We start from the raw sequence: 19,604 nt of genomic DNA on the forward strand, positions 1-19,604 counted from the left end.
ACGCTTCACCGCCGAGCAATGCACAAACTACTTCAGCGCCGCAGGTTACGAGCCAGAGTGATCAGATTCTGCTCTAGACTCCGTCAAGCCTGCTGCACACCGTCTCAAGACGTCAGTTCCCCCAGATGCCCTGGCCCGGTTCCGGCCAGTCGGTGGTGGTCTTCATCTTGGTATCGGCTGCTGCCTTGTGCCCGGCCATGTCCGCAGTCTTGACCGCGCCGGTGACGGCATGATCGACGCCGGCTACCGCAGCAAGCGGCTGGTTGGCAGTGTCCGAACCATAATGGTCACTGCCGGCAAAGGCGGCGCCGGCAGCAACGAGGATGGCGGCGATAGCCAGAGCGATCTTGTTCATTTCAATCTCCTGTTTCATCGGTTAGGCGGTGTCTTGGGAGGACGGTTCCGCTGAGGACAAGACCCGAGGCCGCCCGGTTTTATTCCTCGAAGTGGAAGCTTTTTGGTGCCGAGCGCGAAGCCCGGCGCTCAAGACGATACCGTCTGGGCCTGCCCTCTTGCGCAGAAGCAGGAGCGGCGGGCCCACCACACGGTCCCTCAATAGATAGAAATCGAACCGAACGGGTTGACTTTACGATCGAGATTGCCGCGCCGGCACTGGATCTCCCGCATTTGCCTTGCGACGGGATCGATATTATCGCTTGCAGACGCCCATCGAATGGGATGCGATCCGGCTGTGCCGGTCAAAGAAGCGGACGGAATTCAGCATGAAATGCTGCCCGGGACAGAGTTAGAGAAATGCGGCTGCTGCTTGTCGAGGACAATCGCGAGCTGGCGGATTGGCTGGGCAAGACCTTGCGTCAGGCAAACTATGTGGTGGACATCGTCCATGACGGCGAGGATGTCGAGCATGCGCTGGCGGCCGGCGACCATGCGCTGGTCATCCTCGACCTTGCGCTGCCGCGCATGAGCGGGCTGGAGGTGCTGCGCATGCTGCGGGCGCGCGGCAACCGGGTGCCGGTGATCGTGCTGACCGCCAATGCCAGCCTCGACGGACGCGTCAAGGGTCTCAACGAAGGCGCCGACGACTATCTGGCCAAACCCTTTCAGATCGAGGAACTCGAAGCGCGCATCCGCGTGCAGTTGCGGCGCGCCAACGACCGGACCGCGCCTGTCGTTGCCTGCGGCGATCTCGTCTTCGACACCAACACGAGGCTGTTTTCACTCGCTGGCGAGACACTGTCACTGACGCCGCGCGAACACGCGGTGCTTGAACAATTGATGGTCAAGGCCGGACGAACCGTGAGCAAGGCCGCCCTGTCGGCGGCGATCTACGATTTCGAGACCGACGCCGACCCCAGCGCCATCGAGATCTATGTGCACCGTGTGCGCAAGAAGCTCGAAGGGTCGCGGGTCCAGATCGCCACCTTGCGCGGCCTCGGCTATCTCTTGCGCCATGAGGATTAAGCGCAATGAAGATTAGGCGTCATGACAATTGGTGCCATGAGGATTAACAGTCTACGGCTGCAGCTTCTGGCCTGGGTGGTGCTGCCGCTCGCCGGGCTTGCCACCGTCAATCTGTGGACCAGTCACCGCAGCGCCCAGGCGACCGCCGATCTGATCACGGATCGGATGTTGGTCGGGTCGGCACGGATGATCGCCGAGCAGGTGGCCATGACCGACGGAGTACTCAACGCCACGGTGCCGCCGGCAGCGCTTGAAATGTTCGACACTGGCGACCGCGACAGGGTCTACTACCGTGTCGAGACCGCGGGCGGACGGCTGCTGACAGGCTATCCCGGGCTGCCCCAGGCGCCGGGACACCCCAGCATGGAAGCTACCTACCGCGGCCAGGCGCTGCGGCTGCTTACATTCACGCATGCGGTGGTCGGCGCCGGTGCCGATTCGCCGATAACGGTCTCCGTCGGCGTCACGCTTGCCGGCCATGATGCGATGGTGCGGCATCTCTGGTTCAGCGCCTTCGCCCAGCAACTGGCGCTGGTGGCGATTGCCGGCGTCTTCGTGCTGCTCGGCCTGCGGCGCGGACTGGCGCCGCTGATCAGGCTGCGCGACGCCGTGCGTTCGTCGAAACGCAGCGAGCTCGACCCGATAGAAGTCGCCGGCGCGCAGAACGAGATCCGGCCGCTGGTCGAAGCCCTCAACGCTTATATGGAGCGGGTGCGGGCACAGATGGCGGCGCAACGCCGCTTCATCGCCAATGCCGCGCACCAGTTGCGCACGCCGCTGGCGCTGTTATCGACGCAGGCGAGCTACGCGTTGCGCGAAAACGCTGTCGATGCGCGCCGGGAAGCGCTTGTCGCCCTGCAGGCAAGCGCCGGACGGCTGGCACGGCTGGCCGAACAGCTCTTGACCCTGTCGCGCGCAGAGCCGGGCAGCCGGCGGCCACGCGCCGACCGCATCGACCTGACCGAAGCCGCGCGCCAGGTGCTGGAAACGCACGCGCCAAGGGCCATCGATCGCAACATCGATCTTGGTCTCGATGAAACCGGCGCCGTGCCGGTCATCGGCGACGGCACCATGCTGCGCGAGATGATCGTCAACCTCGTCGACAATGCGCTGCGCTACACACCGGCGGGCGGCACCGTCACCGTCAAGCTCCTCGCCGATGGCGAGGCCGTGCTGACGGTCAGCGACGACGGGCCAGGCATACCCGCCGACGAACGCGACCATGTGTTCGAGCGCTTCTACCGCATCGCTGGGTCAACCGAGGAAGGCAGTGGGCTGGGCCTCGCCATCGTGCGCGAGGTGGTCGAGAATGCCGGCGGCCGCGTCATCCTTGCGGATGGCGCGGCCGGCGGCCTGATGGTCGAGGTGCGGCTGCCGCTGGCAGGCGGCTAGCTAAAAGCAAACCCTGCCGGTTTGGATCCGCTTACTGCGTTTCGTGCAACGGCTGCGGACGCCATTTCGCCAGCCGGTTCTCAACCATCGTCATCAGATATTCGGCGCCCAGCGCCACCACCATGATAATAACGATCGCGGCATACATGCCGGCGGCATCGAACGAACCCTTGGCGATGTTGATCAAGAGCCCGATGCCATAGCGCGACCCGACAAATTCGCCGACGATGGCGCCGATGATGGCGAAGCCGAAGCTGACATGCAGGCTGGCGAAGATCCAGCTCATCGCCGACGGCACGATCACCGAGCGGGTCAGTTGCCAGTCGGAGGCGCCGAGGATGCGAGCATTGGCGATCATCGCGCGATCGGCCTCGCGCACGCCCTGGAAGGCGTTGTGGAAGACGACGAAGAAAACCATGACGAAGGCCAGCGCCACCTTCGAGGCAAGGCCGAGACCGAGGATCATGATGAAGATCGGTGCCAGCACGACGCGGGGGATGGAGTTGATCACCTTGATGTAGATGGAAAAGATGTCGGCGGCCATGCGGTTGCGGCCGAGGGCCACGCCGATCAGGATGCCGGCGACGGAGCCGGTCACGAAGCCGAGGACGGACTCCTCCATGGTGACATAGAGATGGTACCAGAGCGGCCCTTCGGACGTGCCTTCCGTCGTCCATTCATAGAGCCTCTGTGCGATCGCGCTCGGCGTGGCATAGAAGAACGGGTCGATCCAGGCCTTGCGCCCGGCGATTTCCCAGGCGGCGAGGAAGGCGATGAGGATGGCAAGGCGCCAAAAGATCACCGTGCGGCGGCGATGCTGCGCCGCCCTGGCGGCGGCGGCTTCGATTTCGGCGTCGGAAGTTCCCGGCCGGAAGCTTCCTGCCCTGATGTCGATGGCGGCATCGGTCATAGTGTCCTCCTTCACGCGGCGGCGCGGGCATAGCTGGTCTCGACCTCTTCCTTGAGATCGGCCCAGATGGTGCGCGAATAGTCGATGAAGCTTTGCTGGTAGCGGATGTCGGCGACGATGCGGGGACGCGGCAGGTCGATCGTATAGACCGACTTCACCGTCGCCGGCCCGGCGGTCAGCACATAGACCTTGTCGGCCAGTGCGATCGCTTCCTCAAGATCGTGGGTGACGAAGACCACCGATGCCTTGGCGTCGGACCACAGACGCAACAGTTCCTCGTGCATGAGGACACGCGTCTGCACGTCGAGCGCGGAAAACGGTTCGTCCATCAGCAAGATCTCGGGGCCGTTGATGAAGGTCTGCGCCAGCGCCACGCGCTTGCGCATGCCACCGGAAAGCTGGTGCGGATAGTGGTGCTCGAAGCGAGCCAGACCGACACGTGCCAGCCAGTCGCGCGCGGCCGCCTGGGCCTGCGGTCTCGGCTTGCCGCGAAACAGCGGTCCGGCCATGACATTGTCGATCACCGTGCGCCAGGGAAACAGCGCGTCGGTCTGGAATACGAAGCCGATGCGCGGGTCTATGCCCTTGACGGGCGCGCCCATGACGCGGACCTCGCCGGCGCTTGGAGTCGCCAATCCGGTGATCAGGTTGAGCGTGGTGGATTTTCCGCAACCGGTCGGACCAACGACGGCGACGAACTCGCCGCGCCGGACGCTCATGGTGAAATCCCGCAGCGCCGTGAGCGACTTGCCCGTGGGCGAAAGGAAGCGGCGGCTGACATTGATCAGTTCAATCGCCGGGGTGGTCTGGTCTTGTTCGTTTTCTTGAGGGGCCATCGTGGAGCTCCTGGTTCGAGCAAACGCCACCGCCGGCCACGGCCGCCGGACGCGAAAATTGACGACAGCCGGCGCGATGCCCTGGCATCGCGCCGGCACGGTCCATTACTTGGCGTTTTTGACGAATTCCGTCGTGTAGGTCTTGGACAGGTCGATCTGCTTGCCTTGCAGTTCCTTCTTGAACGCCGAAAGAACGGTCAGCACCGTCTCCGGGCCGCCTTCGGGCATGATCCCGTCGGGGGTGAACATCCCCTTGCCGGCATCAAGGGCCTTCACGTAGGCTTCCTTGTCGCCGACGTAGTAGTCCTTCGGCATCTTGTCGGCGATTTCAGCGCCGCTGTGGCTGTTGATGAACTTCTGCGTCTTGACGAAGGCATTCGCCAGCTTCTGCACAACATCCTTGTGGGCATCGACCCACTCGGTCTGCATGTAGAGAGATGCGGCCGGGTATGTGCCGCCGAGCGCGACTTTGGTGCCTTCCATCGTACGCATATCGATAAGGACGCGGGCTTCGCCCGTCTTGAGGAGCCGGGTGATGGTGGGTTCGGTCGTCATGCCGGCCTGGATCTTGTCCTGTTGCATGGCAGCGATGAATGTGTCGCCGGCGCCGACGGGGATCGAGGTGAACTCACCAAGCTTCAAGCCGTTCTTTACCGCCAGATACTCGGTCAGGAAGTTCGTCGACGAACCGAGGCCGGTGACACCGAGGTTCATGCCCTTGAAATCGGCGGGAGACTTGATTTCGGGATGCTTCGCCGAAACGAGTTCGACCTCACCCGGAGCCTGGCTGAACTGGACAACGGACTCGACGAACTTTCCCTTTGCCTGCAGGTCGATGCAGTGATCGTAGAAGCCGACAACCCCTTGCACGGCGCCGGCCAGCATTTCGTTTTCGGCATCGACACCAGCCGGTTCATTCAGCAGTTCGACGTCGAGACCCTCGTCCTTGAAGTAGCCGAGGGCTTCAGTGAGCTTGGCGGGCAGATAAATCTGCTTTTCGTAGCCACCCACCATGATGGAGATCTTTTCGTCAGCCGCCGATGCCACTGTGGCGCCCGTGGCGGTGATGGCAAGCGTCAAGGCGGCTGTGCGCAAGGCGCACTTCGAGATGAAACCGGTCACAAAACTTCCTCCATTTGGGCGACGCGCTGTGAAGCCGCGCCGCATTCCTCCCTCGCCGACCGTCGTGGGCCGGACATGCGGTGACACCGCAAAAACTGTCATGACATGCCCAAGCTTTCAGCTGGCTTTCAGCCACGAGGCAAAAATATTCGCAATTTCATGTCCGGGCGCTCAGCCCCAGCACATCGCGCATGTCGTACTCGCCCGGTGAACGTCCCGCCACCCAGAGTGCAGCGGCAATGGCGCCTCGGGCGAACATGACGCGGTCGCCGGCCGCATGCGACAGGGTAAAAAGCTCACCTTCGGCACAGAAGCCGACGCTGTGTTCGCAGACAATGCTGCCGCCACGCGTCACCGCAAACCGATCTCGCCGGCGGGACGCGCCGGTGACGCTTCCGCCATCGGCGGCCCATGCGAGCCAGCGCGCCGGCGATGACAATCCTGACCGGCGGTTGCGCCATGGCCTTCCTATTTCCACATGCCGCGCATGCGCGCGCCGATGTCGACGCGCACCTCCGGCCGGGGTGCCCTGCCCTGCGCCGCTTGCGCGTCTGGCCACGACATTTGCTGGAACGCACCCAGGATCGAAGCCGGGATGAAGCGGGTGCGCGAGGCGTAGAGATGGCGGTCTCCCCGCGCCGCCTGGCCGTGCGGAAAGAAGCGCTGCGGCATGACCAGGTTCAGGTTATCCTTGGCCCGGGTCATCGCCACGTAGAGCAGCCGGCGCTCTTCCTCGATGTCCTCCTTGGTGCCGATACCGAGATCGGCCGGGATACAGCCGTCGACCGTGTTGAGCACAAAGACGTTCTTCCACTCCTGGCCCTTGGCCGAATGGATGGTCGACAGGATCAGATAGTCCTCGTCGCGATGCGGCGGTCCGGCCTGATCGCTGGTCGCGTCCGGCGGATCGAGTGTCAGCTCGGTCAGGAAACGCTCGCGCGAGGCGTAACCCGACCCGATCTGCTCGAGCTGCAACAGGTCGGCCCGCCGCGTGATCGCATCCTCGTGGATACGCTCCAGATGCGGCTCGTACCAGAGCCTGACCTGTTCGAGATCAGCCGGCCATTTGGCGCCGGCCCGCAGGCCGGAATAGAGCTCGACGAAGCCCGGCCAGTCATCCGCCGCGCGTTGCGGGGGACGCCATCCGGCCAGGCCCATCGCCTCGTCCAGTGCCGTTGTCATGGTCTCGACGATTTGCCCGGCGGCCGAAGGGCCAATGCCAGGCATGAGCTGCAGCACCCGAAAGCCGGCGACGCGGTCGCGCGGATTTTCGGCGAAGCGCAGCACCGCCAGCACATCCTTGACGTGCGCGGCATCGAGGAACTTCAGGCCTCCGAACTTGACGAAGGGGATGTTGCGCCGCGTCAACTCGATTTCGAGCGGCCCACTGTGGTGCGAGGCGCGAAACAGCACCGCCTGCAATTTCAGCGCCGTGCCGGCCTCGCGCTCGGCCAGGATTGTGTCACAGACGAAATTGGCCTGCTCGACCTCGTCACGCACGCTCACCAGTCTCGGCTTGTCGGCGGATTTACGCTCCGACCACAGGTTCTTGGTGAAGCGTTCCGGGGCCTCGCCAATCACCGCATTGGCGGCTGCGAGAATCGTCTCCGTCGAACGGTAATTGCGCTCCAGCATGACCACGTCGGCGGCCTGCGCGAACTGGAGGGGGAAATCGAGAATATTGCGCACCTCGGCAGCACGGAACGAATAGATCGACTGCGCGTCATCGCCGACCACCGTCAGCCCGGCGCCGTCGGGCTTCAGCGCCATAAGGATCGAAGCCTGCAGCCGGTTGGTGTCCTGGTATTCATCGACAAGCACATGGTCGAAGCGTCCGCCCAGATGCGCCGCGATTTCCGGCTCTGCCGTCATCTGCGCCCAGTAGAGCAGCAGGTCGTCGTAGTCGAGCACGTTTTGCGCCTGTTTGGCCTCGACATAGCCGGAGAACAATTGCTTCAGCTGCTCCGCCCAACCGGCGCACCAGGGAAAGGCGGACCCCAGCACCTCGCCGAGCGGCGTCTGCGCGTTGACGGCGCGCGAGTAGATGGCAAGGCAGGTGCCCTTGGTCGGGAAACGCGCTTCGGTCTTCGAGAAGCCGAGTTCATGGCGCACGAGATTCATCAGATCGGCGGAATCCTCGCGATCATGGATGGTGAAGGCCGGATCAAGTCCGATCTCCAGCGCATAGTCGCGCAACAGCCGCGCGCCGATGCCGTGAAAGGTGCCGGCCCAGGCCAGCGCATCGGTGATCACCGCGGCGTCGCGGCCAAGCACCTCGCCGGCGATGCGCTCGACGCGCCTGGCCATTTCCGATGCGGCGCGCCGCGAAAAGGTCATCAGCAGGATGCGGCGCGGGTCGGCGCCCTTGACGATCAGATGAGCGACACGATGCGCCAGCGTGTTGGTCTTGCCGGAGCCGGCGCCGGCAATGACCAAAAGCGGCCCGGCGATCTTGCCGTCACCATGCTCGACGGCCTGGCGCTGTGCATCGTTCAGCCGGGCGAGATAGGCGGGCTGGGCGGTCGATTCCAAGAGAGTCGAATCACGGGCGGCGAGGTTCATCGCCCATCAAGCATCGTTTCCGCTTTGTTCGCAACACAGAAGCGGGCGTGACGACGGGCTACCGTCTCGGATCGACACCCATCGCCGCCGATTGGCGGCGCAGTGCCTCGCGATCACTTTTTGGCGCCGGCAGCAGCAGCGGATCGACGTTATCGGGCACCTCATCGATTATCTTGCGAGCGAGGCGATAGGCGAGAAAGGCAAAGGTGCCTGCCAGAAGCAAACGAAACATGCGGCGGTTCTCCTTTGATGGAGATCAACCGCAGATATGACGTTTTGTTCCCGACGCGAAATTCGCAACCAAACCGGCACCGCATCGTTGTGAGGCTGGAGGCGATAGCGATGAAAAAGCCAAGATTGGGCCTCGTTCTGGTGGCTTTGATCGGTTTGGCGACTGTCTCGGCCTGCGACAACAAACTGCCGCCGACGAAGGCCCCGGATGCCGGACAGAGCCCTTACGTCGCCGGCAATTCCGTTACGAAAACAGGCAGTGCCGGCAATTGAGATGGCGTTCCGTACAACAGGATTTGGGCCGGAGCATCAAGGCATCGCCGCGATGCACTCCTCGAGGCGCTCAAGGCGGAACTTCGCATTGCGCAATTCATGCCCTGCTTCATGCCGTTGCTGACGGCCTTGGGCTGGGGATGCTGCCGTCAGGTCTTTTTCGAGCTCGGCGATGCGCGCACGAACCTGGAGGGCCTCCTCCTGACGCAACGCCTTTATCCAGCTCCGCCCGCGCATCTGTGTCCTGCAAGCATCCCCGAAAGTCCGTCGCTTCCATGCCAGCAAAACCCTAACTTCCTGCAATGGCGAACGTTCTAAATTTAAGGATTGCTAATTTAGCAAGACAAGAGACGCCAGGAAGAAGGCCGGCGCCGCTTGGGAGGTAATCTGATAGCGCCGGCCAGGCGGATATCAGGTCCGCCGCGACACAAAGGCTAGCTGAGTCTTGCCCCTGCGTCATGCGACATCGCGGATTTCCGGCTTTCCCGGGCGTTTTTCCCCGGCAAAAGCGCGCCGAATGTATCCATCACCGTTCAAATCCCAAGCCGTTGCCTGGCGATGGCGACATGGAAATTGGCGCCGAACAACAGCCCCTCATCGTTGAAGTCATAGGTCGGATTGTGCAAAGGCGCCGAGGCCTCGCCATTGCCGAGGAAGACGAAGCAGCCGGGCACGTGATCGAGGAAGCGGGCGAAATCCTCCGACGCCGTCATTGGCTCGCGGGCGACCGCGATACTGCCCGGCTTGAAGACGTTCTTGGCGGCGGCGAAGGCCGCGTCGACCAGTTCGGCATCGTTGCGCAGCGCAACGAACTCTCTGGTATAGTTGACCACGGCGGTGACATTGTAAGCGGCAGCGGTGCCTTCGGCGATGACGCGCATCTGGCGTTCGATCTCGGCGCTGACCTCGGAGCGGAAACTGCGCGCGTCGCCGAGGATGCGGGCAAGACCGGGCAGTGCATTGCGGGTGCCGTCGGTAACCAGTTCGGTCACCGAAACCACGGATATGTCGGCAGGGCTCAGGCGACGCGCGACGATGGTCTGCAGATTGACGACCAGCGCACAGGCGGCGACCAGCGTTTCCTGACCCGAATGCGGCCGCGCAGCGTGGCCGCCCAACCCCCTGAGCACGATCTCGAAGTTGTCTTCGGCCGACATGACCGTGCCGGCACGGGTCTCGAAATGCCCGACGGGCAGGCCGGGCATATTGTGCAAGCCGAAGATCTCGTCGAAGGGAAAGCGCTCCATCAAGCCATCGTCGAGCATGGCCAGCGCGCCCCTGCCCCACTCCTCGGCTGGCTGGAAGATGAAGCGTACGGTGCCGTCGAAACCGCCTGCCTCGGCCAGCAGTTTTGCCGCGCCAAGAAGCATCGTTGTGTGGCCATCATGGCCGCAGGCGTGCATGATTCCGGGATTGCCGGAGCGATATGGCGCGGTCGATTGCTCGGCGATGCGCAGCGCGTCCATGTCGGCCCTCAGAGCGATGGCGCGGTTGCCGCTGCCGCGTTTCAACGTACCGACGACACCGGTGCCGCCGATCCCCTCGGCGACATCGTCCAGGCCGAATTCGCGAAGCTTGGCCGCGACGAAGGCAGCCGTGCGCTTCTCCTCGAAACCGAATTCGGGATGCGCGTGCAGGTCACGCCGCCATTCCGTCATCTCACGCTTTAGTGTTTCGGGATCGCGTCCAGCCATTTCCTCACCCCTCGAACTCGACAAGTTCGGTGACCACATCAAGCAGGATGTTGGCGCCGGCAACAAGCTCGGCATCGTCGGTGTGCTCGCGCGGATTGTGGCTGATGCCTCCGGCGCTCGGTACGAAGATCATCGCCGCCGGCGCGATGCGCGCGATCATCTGGGCGTCATGGCCCGCGCCCGAGGTCATGCGCCTCGAGACAAGCCCGCGCTTCCTCGCGGCGACCTCGATCAGTTCGACGACTTGCCTGTCGAAGACAACGGGCTCGAAGCGCGCCAGCTTTTCGACCGTCACGGTGATGCCGTCGGCGGCGAGTTGTTCCAGAAAGGCCGCCAGCGCCGCCTCCTCCGCCTGCAGGCGCTGCTCGTCGGGATCGCGCAGATCGACGGTGAAGACAGCGCGTGATGGAATGACATTGATGGCGTTTGGCTCGAAGTGCATCGTGCCGACTGTGGCAACCGTTGGCGAGTTGGAGGCCGCGGCCCGGTCATGCAGGAACGTGACCACGCGTGCCGCGGCGTATCCGGCGTCGCAGCGCATCGACATCGGCGTGGTGCCGGCATGGTTGGCGACACCATCGATGGTGATGCGCTGCCAGGAGATTCCCTGCAGGCTTTCCACCGCGCCGATCGGAACGCCTTCGCGCTCCAGGACCGGCCCCTGTTCGATATGCAGTTCGACATAGATATGCGGCTTAAGAAAGCCCGGTTCGCGATCGCCGGCATAGCCGATGCGGGCCAGTTCCTGCCCCAGCCTGCTGCCATCGGTGCCGACGGCGGCGAGTGCCGCTTCGACATCGATGCCGCCGGCATAGACCAGCGACCCCATCATATCGGGAGAGAAGCGCACGCCCTCCTCATTGGTGAAGGCGGCGACGGCGAGCGGGCGCGACGGCGAAAGACCCGATGCCTTCAGCGTCTCGATCACCTCCAGCCCGGCAAGCACGCCGTAGCAACCGTCATAAATGCCGGCATCGATGACGGTGTCGATATGCGAGCCGATGAGCAGTGGTGCCTTGCCTGTATTGTCGGCACTTTGCCAGATGCCGAAGATGTTGCCGATGCGGTCGATGGCGACATCAAGCCCGGCCTGGCGCAGCCAGCCGACGAAGAGATTGCGGCCCAGCCTGTCCGTGTCGGAGGCGGCTAAGCGCACCAATTTGCCATCGGCATCACGACCGATGGCGCCGAGTTCACGGATGCGGCCAAGCAGGCGCTGTGCATCGATCGCGATCATGGTGTTGCCTCGGCAGCCAGCTTGCCGGCCAGCACGTCGGCCGGGCTCGTGCCGACCAGTTCGGCATAACGATGCGCGTCGGTGGCGCCTTCAGTATTGATCACCAGAACGCGGGAGTTGCCGTCGAGCCCGAGAGCCATCTTGTTTTCAGCCACCGCCCGCATCAGTCCGGCGAGGCCGACGCCACCGCTTTCACCGGCGACGATCGCCGGATCGCTGCCGGCCGGCCGTGCCAGCCGGCGCATCATCGCGATGGCGTCATCCTCATCCACGGTCATGAAGGCGTCGGCGGTGCGTGCCAGCACGCGCCAGGCGACTTGCGAGGCTTCATAGCATTCAAGCATGGCCATCACCGTCGGCCGGTCGTGTGCCACCTTGACCACGCGCTCTGCCTGGGCGGCCGCGACAACACAAGCGGCGCGCGCCGGCTCGACCACGGTGAAAATCGGCCTGGCGTCGCCGAGAACGATGGCCAGATGGCCGGCCACCGCGGCGGCAATGCCGCCGACACCCGCCTGGACGAAAACGTGGGTTGGCGGTTCCCGGAGTTGGCGCAGCGCTTCGCGCACGATCGCGGTATAGCCTTGCATCACCAGGCCGGGGATGCGCTCATAGCCCGGCCACGACGTATCCGACACCACGGTCCAGCCTCTGTCGGCCGCGACCTTCGCGGCTTGCCTGACCGAATCGTCATAATTTCCATCGACACGGACCATCTCCGCACCGTAGCGGGCTATTGCCGCAATCCGCTCCTGGCTGACACCGGAATGGACAAAGATCACGGCCTTGGCACCGGCAAGCTCAGCACCTTGCGCGACGGAGCGGCCGTGATTGCCGTCTGTGGCACAGGCAACCGTCATCGTCGCGGCGACAGCGCGAACATCGGGTCGATCGAGATCACCGACATCGACAGGGCGGCCAAGCCGCTTCTCCGCCTCCTCCAGCACAAGGCGGAAGACGGCATAGGCACCACCCAGCGCCTTGAAGCTGCCAAGGCCGAGACGAAAGCCCTCGTCCTTGACATGCAAGGCACCGAGGCCGAGTTCGGCAGCCAACGCCGGCAGCCCGTGCAGCGGGGTTATCAGGTGATTGTCGCGATGAGCAAGAAAATGCTCGACGATGTCCGCCCCGGCGACCCCAAGCGTTTCGGCATCGGCGGCGGTGAGTGGCTGGCGGTGCAAGGCATTGCGGTTGAGCAGGAACACTGGCGCTCTCCTTTGGGTCGCTGAGAATATATTGCAGGATCGGCGCAAAAAGCGCTGTAATTGACCCTCCGGAATGCAAGTTTGTTTCGCCAGGATGTCTCCATTGTCTCCATCGCTCCTCTCACTCGACAGCTTCGATCTCGCCATCCTTGCCATCCTGCAGCGGGACAACACCACGCCGCAGCGGCTGATCGGCGAAGCGGTCAACCTGTCGGCACCGGCGGTGCAGCGCCGCATCAAGCGCATGGAGCAGACCGGGGTCATTGCAAGCAATGTCGCGGTGGTCGATCCGGCGGCCGTCGGCCAGCCGATCACCATCTTCGTCGAAGTGGAGCTCGAGAGCGAACGCACCGAGCTGATCGACGCGGCCAAGCGGCAGTTCTCGGCGGCGGCCGAAGTGCAGCAATGCTACTATGTGACGGGTGAGGCCGATTTCATCCTCGTCATCACCGTGGCAGACATGGGCGCCTATGAGGCGCTGACGCGAAAGCTGTTCTTCGGCAGCAACAATGTCCGCAAGTTCCGCACCTTCGTGGCCATGGATCGCGTCAAGGTGGGGCTGACGGTGCCGTTGCCGGATTGAACCTTGCCTGACGCAGCTGAAGCCAGCTCTGCCATGCTTTTGACATGCTCCGGACGCGAATTGAGCAGTGGAGGCGCGATTGGACGATACCACCCCAGTTGCCATCATCGGTGCGGGCCCGGCGGGCCTTGCCGTTGCCGCATGCCTGCGGCAGGCTGGGGTTGACTTCATCCTTCTCGAAAAAGAGCAGCAGGCCGCGCCCGCCTGGCGGTGCCATTACGAGCGCGTCCATCTGCATACGACCAAGCGCTATTCGTCGCTGCCCTTCGTGCCCTTTCCCAAGCACTATCCACGTTACGTGCCGTGCGATCTCTTCGTCGAGTATCTCGATGCCTATGCGAAGCGGTTCGACGTCAAGCCCCGCTTTGGAGAAACGGTGAAGGCGATCACCCGAGAGGGTCGCGGCTGGCGCGTGGACACGATATCCGGCTCGCTGCGCGCCAGACATGTGGTGATCGCCTCGGGCTACAATGCCGAGCCGTTGCGGCCCGGATTTGCTGGCATCGACACATTCAAGGGCCTGACGCTGCACAGCGCCGAGTACCGCAATGCCAAGCCTTTCGCCGGCCAGTCGGTGCTGGTCATCGGCATGGGCAACACCGGCGCGGAGATCGCGCTCGATCTGGCGGAAGGCGGCGCAAGACCGACGATTTCCGTACGCGGCGGCGTTCATATCGTGCCGCGCGAACTGTTCGGCGTGCCTATCCAAATGGTCGGCATGGCGGCGCGCCTGGGGCCGCAACGCCTCAATGATGTTCTTTTGCCCATCATCCTCGACCTGGTGATGGGCAGGCTAGAGAAATATGGGCTCAAACGGCCGAGACGGGGACTGCTGGAACAGATTGCGATTGAATCGCGCATACCGGTGATCGATGTCGGCACCATCGGCAAGATCCGGGAAGGCGCGATCAAGGTTGCGCCCGGTATCGGCGAGATCTCGCAACGCGGCGCCCGTTTTGCCGATGGCAAGCACAGCGAATTCGACACGATCATCTTCGCCACCGGTTTCCGGCCTGGCTATGCCAAATTCCTGGAGCCCAGTGTCCAGCCAGACCGCAGTGGCGTTACCGCGCAAGCTTCGGATCTCGGCCTCTACCTTGTTGGTTTCCACAATGCCGTCACCGGATTGCTGCGCGAAATCGCGATCGAAGCGCAGGCGATCGCCGACGACATCCGGCTCCGGCTGAACAGGAAAAAGACCGCCGAAACCCTGCCGGTGTGATTTGGCGCAGTGCGGCCGCACTTTGCCTTCTCAATCCGCGAAGCGCCCTGTCTTCAGCTTCATGCCGACGATCTTCGACAGCAAAAGCATTTGACGGTTTCAGCCGGCGCCGAGTTCTTGCGCCTTGCGCAGCCAGACCTTGTTGTCGTGGAAGGCGGCACCACCATAGGGCGCCGGCGCGTCGGCGCCGGTCAGCACGTTGATGCCCTCGCCGCGCTCATGCGCGCTGTTTGGCCAGATGCCTTCGGCGATCACGACACCGCGCTTGATGCCGTCGAACAATCTGGCGTGCAGCACCACCTCACCACGCTGGTTGCCGACCTCGACACGGTCGCCCACCGTCAGCCCGTGCGCGGCGGCATCGTCGGGGTGGAGGAGCAGTTCCGGACGGCCTTCCTTGGCTTTCGATACCGGCGTCTCCGAGAATGTCGAGTTGAGGAAATTGCGCGCCGGTGAGGTCGTCAGCCGGAACGGATGCGCCTCGTCCGCCACCTCGATCAGGTCGACATGGTCGGGAAATTCAGGCAGGCGTTCCACGGGGCCAAACAGTCCCATGCTCCTCGGAGGCCGGTTGGGTGCCGGCTGGCCGGTCCAATCGGCGCGGAAGCGGAATTTTCCGTCGGGATGGCCAAAGCCCCTGATGTAGTGGGCGGTCTCGAAGTCCGGCTGCAGATCGACCCACTTCCGTTCCTTCAAGCTGTCGAAGCTGCCCAGCCCGCGCTTGCCGAGAATGAGGTCTATATGCTGCTGCTCGGTAAGACCAAAGCCCGGGCGGTCGGCGACGCCCAGGCGCTCGGCCAGCTGTTCGATGACGAAATGATTGGTTCGCGGTCCTTCCGGCGGCTCGATCAGTTTGGGGCCGAGCGTGATGTGCTGGTTGCCGCCACCCTTGTAGAGATCGTCGTGCTCGAGGAACATCGTCGCCGGTAGCACGACATCGGCGAGCCTGGCCGTATCGGTCATGAATTGCTCATGCACGCAAGAGAACAGGTCCTCGCGCAGGAAGCCCTGTTTCACCAGCCGCTGCTCGGGCGCGACATTCGCCGGATTCGTGTTCTGGATCAGCATCGCCGTTACCGGCGGGCCGCCATAAAGCACATCGCTGGCGCCGGTCAGCACCGGGCCTATGCGCGAATGGTCGAGATAGCGGATCGAGGGATCGCGCATGCGCGTGCCCTCCAGCACATCCTGGTTGAGCTTGAAGATGCCGGAGTTGGAATGGAAGGCGCCGCCGCCCTCATATTGCCAGCTGCCGGTGACAGCGGCGATGCAAGACGCGGCATGCATGTTGACGGCGCCATTACGCTGGCGGGCAAAGCCGTAGCCAAGGCGGAAATAGGTCCTTTTCGTCCTGCCAACGAGACAGGCGAAGGCCTCGATCTCGGCCACCGAAAGCCCGGTGATCTCAGCCGCCCACTCCGGTGTCCTGCGTTTGAGATGTGCTTCCAGCCCGGCAGGGTCATCGGTGTATTTTTCGAGATAGGCGCGGTCTGCCAGGCCGTCCCTGAACAGCACGTGCATGACCGCGCAAGCCAGCGCGCCGTCGGTGCCGGGCTTCAGGACCAGGCCCATATCGGCCTGCTTCATGGTCGCGTTTTCATAGACATCGATGACGATGATTTTGGCGCCGCGTTCCTTGCGGGCCTTGATGACGTGGGTCATCACGTTGACCTGCGTGACCACCGCATTGGTGCCCCAGATCACCACGCAGTCGGATTTCGCCATCTCGCGTGGGTCCGGGCCACGCAAAGCGCCTGCCCCCATCATCCAGCCAGTCCAGGCGAGATTGGTGCAGATCGACGCGAAGAAGCCTGAATATTTCTTGGCGTGGCGCAGCCGCTCGATGCCGTCCCGTTGAACCAGCCCCATCGTGCCGGCGTAGAAATAGGGCCAGACCGTCTCCGAGCCGTATTTCTCCTCGGCCGCAACGAACTTTTCGGCGACCAGATCGAGGGCGGCCTCCCAACTTGCTTCCTTCCAGACCCCGTCGCCCTTGGCCCCGGCCCGCACCAGAGGCTTCAGCAGGCGGTCGGGGTGATGGACGCGGTCGGCATAGCGCGCGACCTTGGCGCAGACGACGCCGGATGTATAAGTGTTGGCCTTCGCGCCATGGACACGGCCGATACGGTTACCATCGAGCAGTTCGACCTCGAGCGCGCAGGTCGACGGGCAATCATGCGGGCAGGCCGAATGGCCGATCCTGAGCTTGGCGTGCTGGTTCATGGCGTTTGTCTAGCGGGTTTCGGGCTCGGCGTGTAGAGCCAGATGGCGCGTTCCCTTCTCCCCTTGTTTGTGGAGAAGGAAGAGGCTCCCCTACTCCGCCGTGCCTTCCTCGTACTCGGCCGACATGGTGAGCCACTTCTCCTCATGACCGGTCAAGGTCTGGGCAAGCTGCGAGCGCTCCTTGGCCAATCGCGTCGCGGTCGACGGATCCTTTTCGTAGATCGCCGGGTTGGCCAATTCGTCCTCGATGCCGTCGATGCGTTTGCGGATGCGATCCATCAACGCTTCGGTGGCGCGGATTTCCTTGGCCAGTGGCTCGAAGGCGGCGCGGCGCTGGGCCGCCTCGCGGCGGCGGTCGGCCTTTGACGCCTTGTCGGCCTCGCGCCGCTCGCGGCGATCGCCAGACACGCCGGTGACCAACGTCTTGTAATCTTCCAGGTCGCCATCATACGGGTTGACCGCGCCGTCCTTGACCAGCCAGAGCCGGTCGGCGGTCGCCTCGAGCAGATGGCGATCGTGCGAGATCAGGATCACGGCGCCGGGAAATTCGTTGAGCGCATGGATCAGCGATTCGCGGCTGTCGATGTCGAGATGGTTGGTCGGCTCGTCGAGGATGAACAGGTTCGGGCCCTCGAAGGCCGACAGCCCCATCAGGAGCCGCGCCTTCTCGCCGCCCGAGAGATCCTTGGCGGGTGTGTTCATCTTCTCGGTCGACAGACCGAACTGGGCGACACGGCCGCGCACCTTCGATTCCGGCGCCTCCGGCATCAGCCGTCGGACATGGTCATAGGCATTTTCCTCCGGACGAAGGTCATCGAGTTGATGCTGGGCAAAGATCGCCACTTTCAGCCCGGGCGCCACTGTCATGGTGCCGGTCTCCTGCTTGAGCCGGCCGGACAGCAGCTTGGCGAAGGTCGACTTGCCGTTGCCGTTGGCGCCAAGCAGCGCGATGCGGTCGTCGGCATCGATGCGCAGCGTCATCTTCTTTAGGATCGGCTGGCCCTCCGTATAGCCGACATTGACATTGTTCAGCGCAATGATCGGCGAGGCCACCGTCTTGACCGGCTCGGGGAAAGAGAACGGCCGCACCGAATCGTTCACGATGGCCGCGATCGGCTTCATCTTCTCCAGCGCCTTGATGCGCGACTGCGCCTGCCTCGCCTTGGAAGCCTTGGCGCGGAATCGTTCGACGAAAGACTCCATATGCTTGCGGGCGGCTTCCTGTTTGACGCGGCCCTTCTCCTGCAGTTCCTTCTGCTCGGTATACTGGCGCTCGAACTGGTCGTAGCCACCGCGCCAGAAAGTCAGCTTCTTCTGGTCGAGATGAACGATGGAGTTGACGGCACGATTGAGCAGGTCACGGTCGTGCGAAATCAGCAGCACGGTGTGCGGATACTTCGACACATAGTTTTCCAGCCACAACGTGCCTTCGAGGTCGAGATAGTTGGTTGGCTCGTCGAGCAGCAGAAGATCGGGCTCGGAAAACAGCACGGCGGCCAGCGCCACGCGCATGCGCCAGCCGCCGGAGAAGGACGAAGCCGGGCGGCGCTGTGCCGCATCATCGAAGCCGAGGCCGGCCAGGATGGTGGCCGCGCGAGACTCGGCCGAATGCGCATCGATGTCGGCCAGCCGCATATGGATATCGGCAATCCGGTGCGGATCGGTCGCCGTCTTTTCCTCTTCGAGCAGCGCCGTGCGCTCGACATCGGCCTTGAGCACGATTTCGATCAGCGGCTCCTCGGTGCCGGGTGCCTCCTGCGCCACCTGACCGATGCGCGTGTTCTTCGGCAGGCTGATCGAGCCGGTCTCGGAGGGAAAATCGCCGGTGATCGCCTTGAACAGCGTCGTCTTGCCGGTGCCGTTGCGGCCGACAAGGCCGGCTTTGGTGCCGGCCGGCAACGTCAGCGAGGCGTGGTCGAGAAGCAGGCGCCCCGCCATGCGGAGTGAAAGGTCGTTGATGATCAGCATGGCGGCGCTTTTGCACCGGACATCAACGCTTCGCAAGACCCAGCGGGCCAGTTGAACGCACAAGGCCCGAAAACGGCGCGCGCAATTGCGCCGTCAGGGCAGCTGCTCAGTGGCCTGCCATACCGGCCAGCAGAACCTCAGGCGGTCGCCTTGCCACGCTTCGTCGCCTTGGCCACGTTGGCCGGCGCCGCGGCCGGCTTGCGGCCAAGTCCCGTCGACTTCGCGAGCGCGGACCTGGTGGCCGAATAGTTCGGCGCGACCATTGGATAGTCCGGCGGCAGACCCCATTTGGCCCGATAGTCATCCGGGCTCAGGCCATAGTCTGTCCTGAGGTGTCGCTTGAGCGACTTGAACTTCTTGCCGTCCTCCAGGCAGACAATGTAGTCGGGAAACACCGACTTTTTAGGGTTTACAGCCGGAACCAGGCTTGGGCTTTCCGCGACAGCCGCGCCAGCCAGTTTTCGAACCGAGGCGCTGACACTGGCGATCAGGTCAGGCAGGCCGGAGACCGGAAGCGGATTGTTGCCGACATAGGCCGAGACAATATCGGCCGTAAGCTCGATAACGGTCTTATCCTCGATATTTGACAATTCTTTCATCCCATTTGCGACAAAGTCATCCACCCCACAGAAGACTTTTGTCGATGTATCGCCCGAACCGCGTCCCCCAACGGACCGCCTAGCCCCAAAACGAATCAAGACTTGACGTCAACTATTTCTATGGG

17 protein-coding genes and 1 pseudogene are annotated in these 19,604 nt (G+C 63.4%); 4 read left to right on the forward strand and 14 right to left on the reverse strand.

The features are described from left to right. Window positions 1-112: 112 nt before the first annotated feature. Window positions 113-355: a DUF680 domain-containing protein gene (locus tag FJ934_RS17250; RefSeq protein ID WP_140610793.1), complete on the reverse strand. Its 243-nt coding sequence runs from the start codon at window positions 353-355 to the stop codon at window positions 113-115. Window positions 356-753: 398 nt separating this feature from the next. Here FJ934_RS17250 and FJ934_RS17255 point away from each other — a divergent pair, with 398 nt between their 5' ends. Both FJ934_RS17255 and FJ934_RS17260 read left to right on the forward strand, forming a co-directional pair. After that, the gene (locus FJ934_RS17255) at window positions 754-1,422 is read left to right on the forward strand and encodes a response regulator (RefSeq protein WP_140610794.1); all 669 of its coding nucleotides are present in this window, start codon (window positions 754-756) and stop codon (window positions 1,420-1,422) included. 36 nt (window positions 1,423-1,458) lie between these two features. After that, a complete protein-coding gene (locus tag FJ934_RS17260) occupies window positions 1,459-2,814 on the forward strand; it encodes a sensor histidine kinase (RefSeq protein ID WP_140610853.1) in 1,356 nt (451 codons plus the stop codon). Window positions 2,815-2,845: 31 nt separating this feature from the next. Here FJ934_RS17260 and FJ934_RS17265 read toward each other — a convergent pair whose 3' ends face one another. From FJ934_RS17265 to FJ934_RS17305, 10 genes and pseudogenes are all read right to left on the reverse strand, one after another. Next, window positions 2,846-3,724, reverse strand: a complete 879-nt coding sequence (locus tag FJ934_RS17265) for an ABC transporter permease (protein ID WP_140610795.1) — start codon at window positions 3,722-3,724, stop codon at window positions 2,846-2,848. Between the two features lie 11 nt (window positions 3,725-3,735). Beyond that, window positions 3,736-4,560 carry an ABC transporter ATP-binding protein gene (locus FJ934_RS17270; RefSeq protein ID WP_140610796.1) on the reverse strand — a complete coding sequence of 275 codons (825 nt, stop codon included), beginning with the start codon at window positions 4,558-4,560 and terminating at the stop codon, window positions 3,736-3,738. Window positions 4,561-4,665: 105 nt separating this feature from the next. Continuing rightward, window positions 4,666-5,670 carry an ABC transporter substrate-binding protein gene (locus tag FJ934_RS17275; protein WP_246671544.1) on the reverse strand — a complete coding sequence of 335 codons (1,005 nt, stop codon included), beginning with the start codon at window positions 5,668-5,670 and terminating at the stop codon, window positions 4,666-4,668. Between the two features lie 169 nt (window positions 5,671-5,839). Then, a pseudogene (locus tag FJ934_RS17280) lies at window positions 5,840-6,043 on the reverse strand (dihydrodipicolinate reductase C-terminal domain-containing protein); the annotation flags it as partial. Between the two features lie 107 nt (window positions 6,044-6,150). Then, complete coding sequence (locus FJ934_RS17285) at window positions 6,151-8,244, reverse strand: ATP-dependent helicase (protein ID WP_140610798.1); 2,094 nt, start codon at window positions 8,242-8,244, stop codon at window positions 6,151-6,153. A gap of 58 nt (window positions 8,245-8,302) precedes the next feature. After that, the gene (locus FJ934_RS28030; protein WP_181165651.1) at window positions 8,303-8,476 is read right to left on the reverse strand and encodes a hypothetical protein; all 174 of its coding nucleotides are present in this window, start codon (window positions 8,474-8,476) and stop codon (window positions 8,303-8,305) included. Between the two features lie 308 nt (window positions 8,477-8,784). After that, entirely contained in the window at window positions 8,785-8,958 is a 174-nt protein-coding gene (locus FJ934_RS17290) for a hypothetical protein (RefSeq protein ID WP_226890592.1), read from the reverse strand. Between the two features lie 323 nt (window positions 8,959-9,281). Further along, window positions 9,282-10,442, reverse strand: coding sequence for a M20 aminoacylase family protein (locus tag FJ934_RS17295; RefSeq protein ID WP_140610800.1), 1,161 nt, complete (start codon window positions 10,440-10,442; stop codon window positions 9,282-9,284). 4 nt (window positions 10,443-10,446) lie between these two features. Next, a complete protein-coding gene (locus FJ934_RS17300) occupies window positions 10,447-11,679 on the reverse strand; it encodes a Zn-dependent hydrolase (protein WP_140610801.1) in 1,233 nt (410 codons plus the stop codon). Beyond that, window positions 11,676-12,884, reverse strand: coding sequence for a diaminopropionate ammonia-lyase (locus FJ934_RS17305; protein WP_140610802.1), 1,209 nt, complete (start codon window positions 12,882-12,884; stop codon window positions 11,676-11,678). The genes FJ934_RS17300 and FJ934_RS17305 overlap by 4 nt, the downstream gene beginning before the upstream one ends. 94 nt (window positions 12,885-12,978) lie before the next feature. On the opposite strand from FJ934_RS17305, the gene FJ934_RS17310 reads away from it, so the two are divergent. Together FJ934_RS17310 and FJ934_RS17315 are read left to right on the forward strand one after the other, a co-directional pair. Beyond that, window positions 12,979-13,467: an Lrp/AsnC family transcriptional regulator gene (locus tag FJ934_RS17310; RefSeq protein WP_140610803.1), complete on the forward strand. Its 489-nt coding sequence runs from the start codon at window positions 12,979-12,981 to the stop codon at window positions 13,465-13,467. 79 nt (window positions 13,468-13,546) lie between these two features. Next, window positions 13,547-14,689 (forward strand): NAD(P)/FAD-dependent oxidoreductase, encoded by a 1,143-nt coding sequence (locus tag FJ934_RS17315; RefSeq protein WP_140610804.1) that lies wholly within the window; start codon window positions 13,547-13,549, stop codon window positions 14,687-14,689. 99 nt (window positions 14,690-14,788) lie between these two features. Here FJ934_RS17315 and FJ934_RS17320 read toward each other — a convergent pair whose 3' ends face one another. The 3 genes from FJ934_RS17320 to FJ934_RS17330 all read right to left on the reverse strand — a co-directional run bounded on the left by FJ934_RS17320 (window position 14,789) and on the right by FJ934_RS17330 (window position 19,479). Further along, window positions 14,789-16,912, reverse strand: a complete 2,124-nt coding sequence (locus tag FJ934_RS17320; RefSeq protein ID WP_140610805.1) for a molybdopterin oxidoreductase family protein — start codon at window positions 16,910-16,912, stop codon at window positions 14,789-14,791. 90 nt (window positions 16,913-17,002) lie between these two features. Further along, window positions 17,003-18,880, reverse strand: coding sequence for an ABC-F family ATP-binding cassette domain-containing protein (locus FJ934_RS17325; RefSeq protein ID WP_140610806.1), 1,878 nt, complete (start codon window positions 18,878-18,880; stop codon window positions 17,003-17,005). 137 nt (window positions 18,881-19,017) lie between these two features. Further along, window positions 19,018-19,479, reverse strand: coding sequence for a MucR family transcriptional regulator (locus FJ934_RS17330; RefSeq protein ID WP_181165652.1), 462 nt, complete (start codon window positions 19,477-19,479; stop codon window positions 19,018-19,020). Window positions 19,480-19,604: the final 125 nt, after the last annotated feature.

Source organism: Mesorhizobium sp. B2-4-12, assembly GCF_006441575.1.
Lineage (GTDB): Bacteria > Pseudomonadota > Alphaproteobacteria > Rhizobiales > Rhizobiaceae > Mesorhizobium.

Coding starts and splice junctions, on each gene's coding strand:
- FJ934_RS17310 (WP_140610803.1), top strand. CDS start 12,979: ATGTCTCCATTGTCTCCATCGCTCCTCTCACTCGACAGCTTCGATCTC.
- FJ934_RS17260 (WP_140610853.1), top strand. CDS start 1,459: ATGAGGATTAACAGTCTACGGCTGCAGCTTCTGGCCTGGGTGGTGCTG.
- FJ934_RS17330 (WP_181165652.1), bottom strand. CDS start 19,479: ATGAAAGAATTGTCAAATATCGAGGATAAGACCGTTATCGAGCTTACG.
- FJ934_RS17270 (WP_140610796.1), bottom strand. CDS start 4,560: ATGGCCCCTCAAGAAAACGAACAAGACCAGACCACCCCGGCGATTGAA.
- FJ934_RS17300 (WP_140610801.1), bottom strand. CDS start 11,679: ATGATCGCGATCGATGCACAGCGCCTGCTTGGCCGCATCCGTGAACTC.
- FJ934_RS17265 (WP_140610795.1), bottom strand. CDS start 3,724: ATGACCGATGCCGCCATCGACATCAGGGCAGGAAGCTTCCGGCCGGGA.
- FJ934_RS28030 (WP_181165651.1), bottom strand. CDS start 8,476: ATGTTTCGTTTGCTTCTGGCAGGCACCTTTGCCTTTCTCGCCTATCGC.
- FJ934_RS17285 (WP_140610798.1), bottom strand. CDS start 8,244: ATGAACCTCGCCGCCCGTGATTCGACTCTCTTGGAATCGACCGCCCAG.
- FJ934_RS17295 (WP_140610800.1), bottom strand. CDS start 10,442: ATGGCTGGACGCGATCCCGAAACACTAAAGCGTGAGATGACGGAATGG.
- FJ934_RS17320 (WP_140610805.1), bottom strand. CDS start 16,912: ATGAACCAGCACGCCAAGCTCAGGATCGGCCATTCGGCCTGCCCGCAT.
- FJ934_RS17325 (WP_140610806.1), bottom strand. CDS start 18,880: ATGCTGATCATCAACGACCTTTCACTCCGCATGGCGGGGCGCCTGCTT.
- FJ934_RS17255 (WP_140610794.1), top strand. CDS start 754: ATGCGGCTGCTGCTTGTCGAGGACAATCGCGAGCTGGCGGATTGGCTG.
- FJ934_RS17250 (WP_140610793.1), bottom strand. CDS start 355: ATGAACAAGATCGCTCTGGCTATCGCCGCCATCCTCGTTGCTGCCGGC.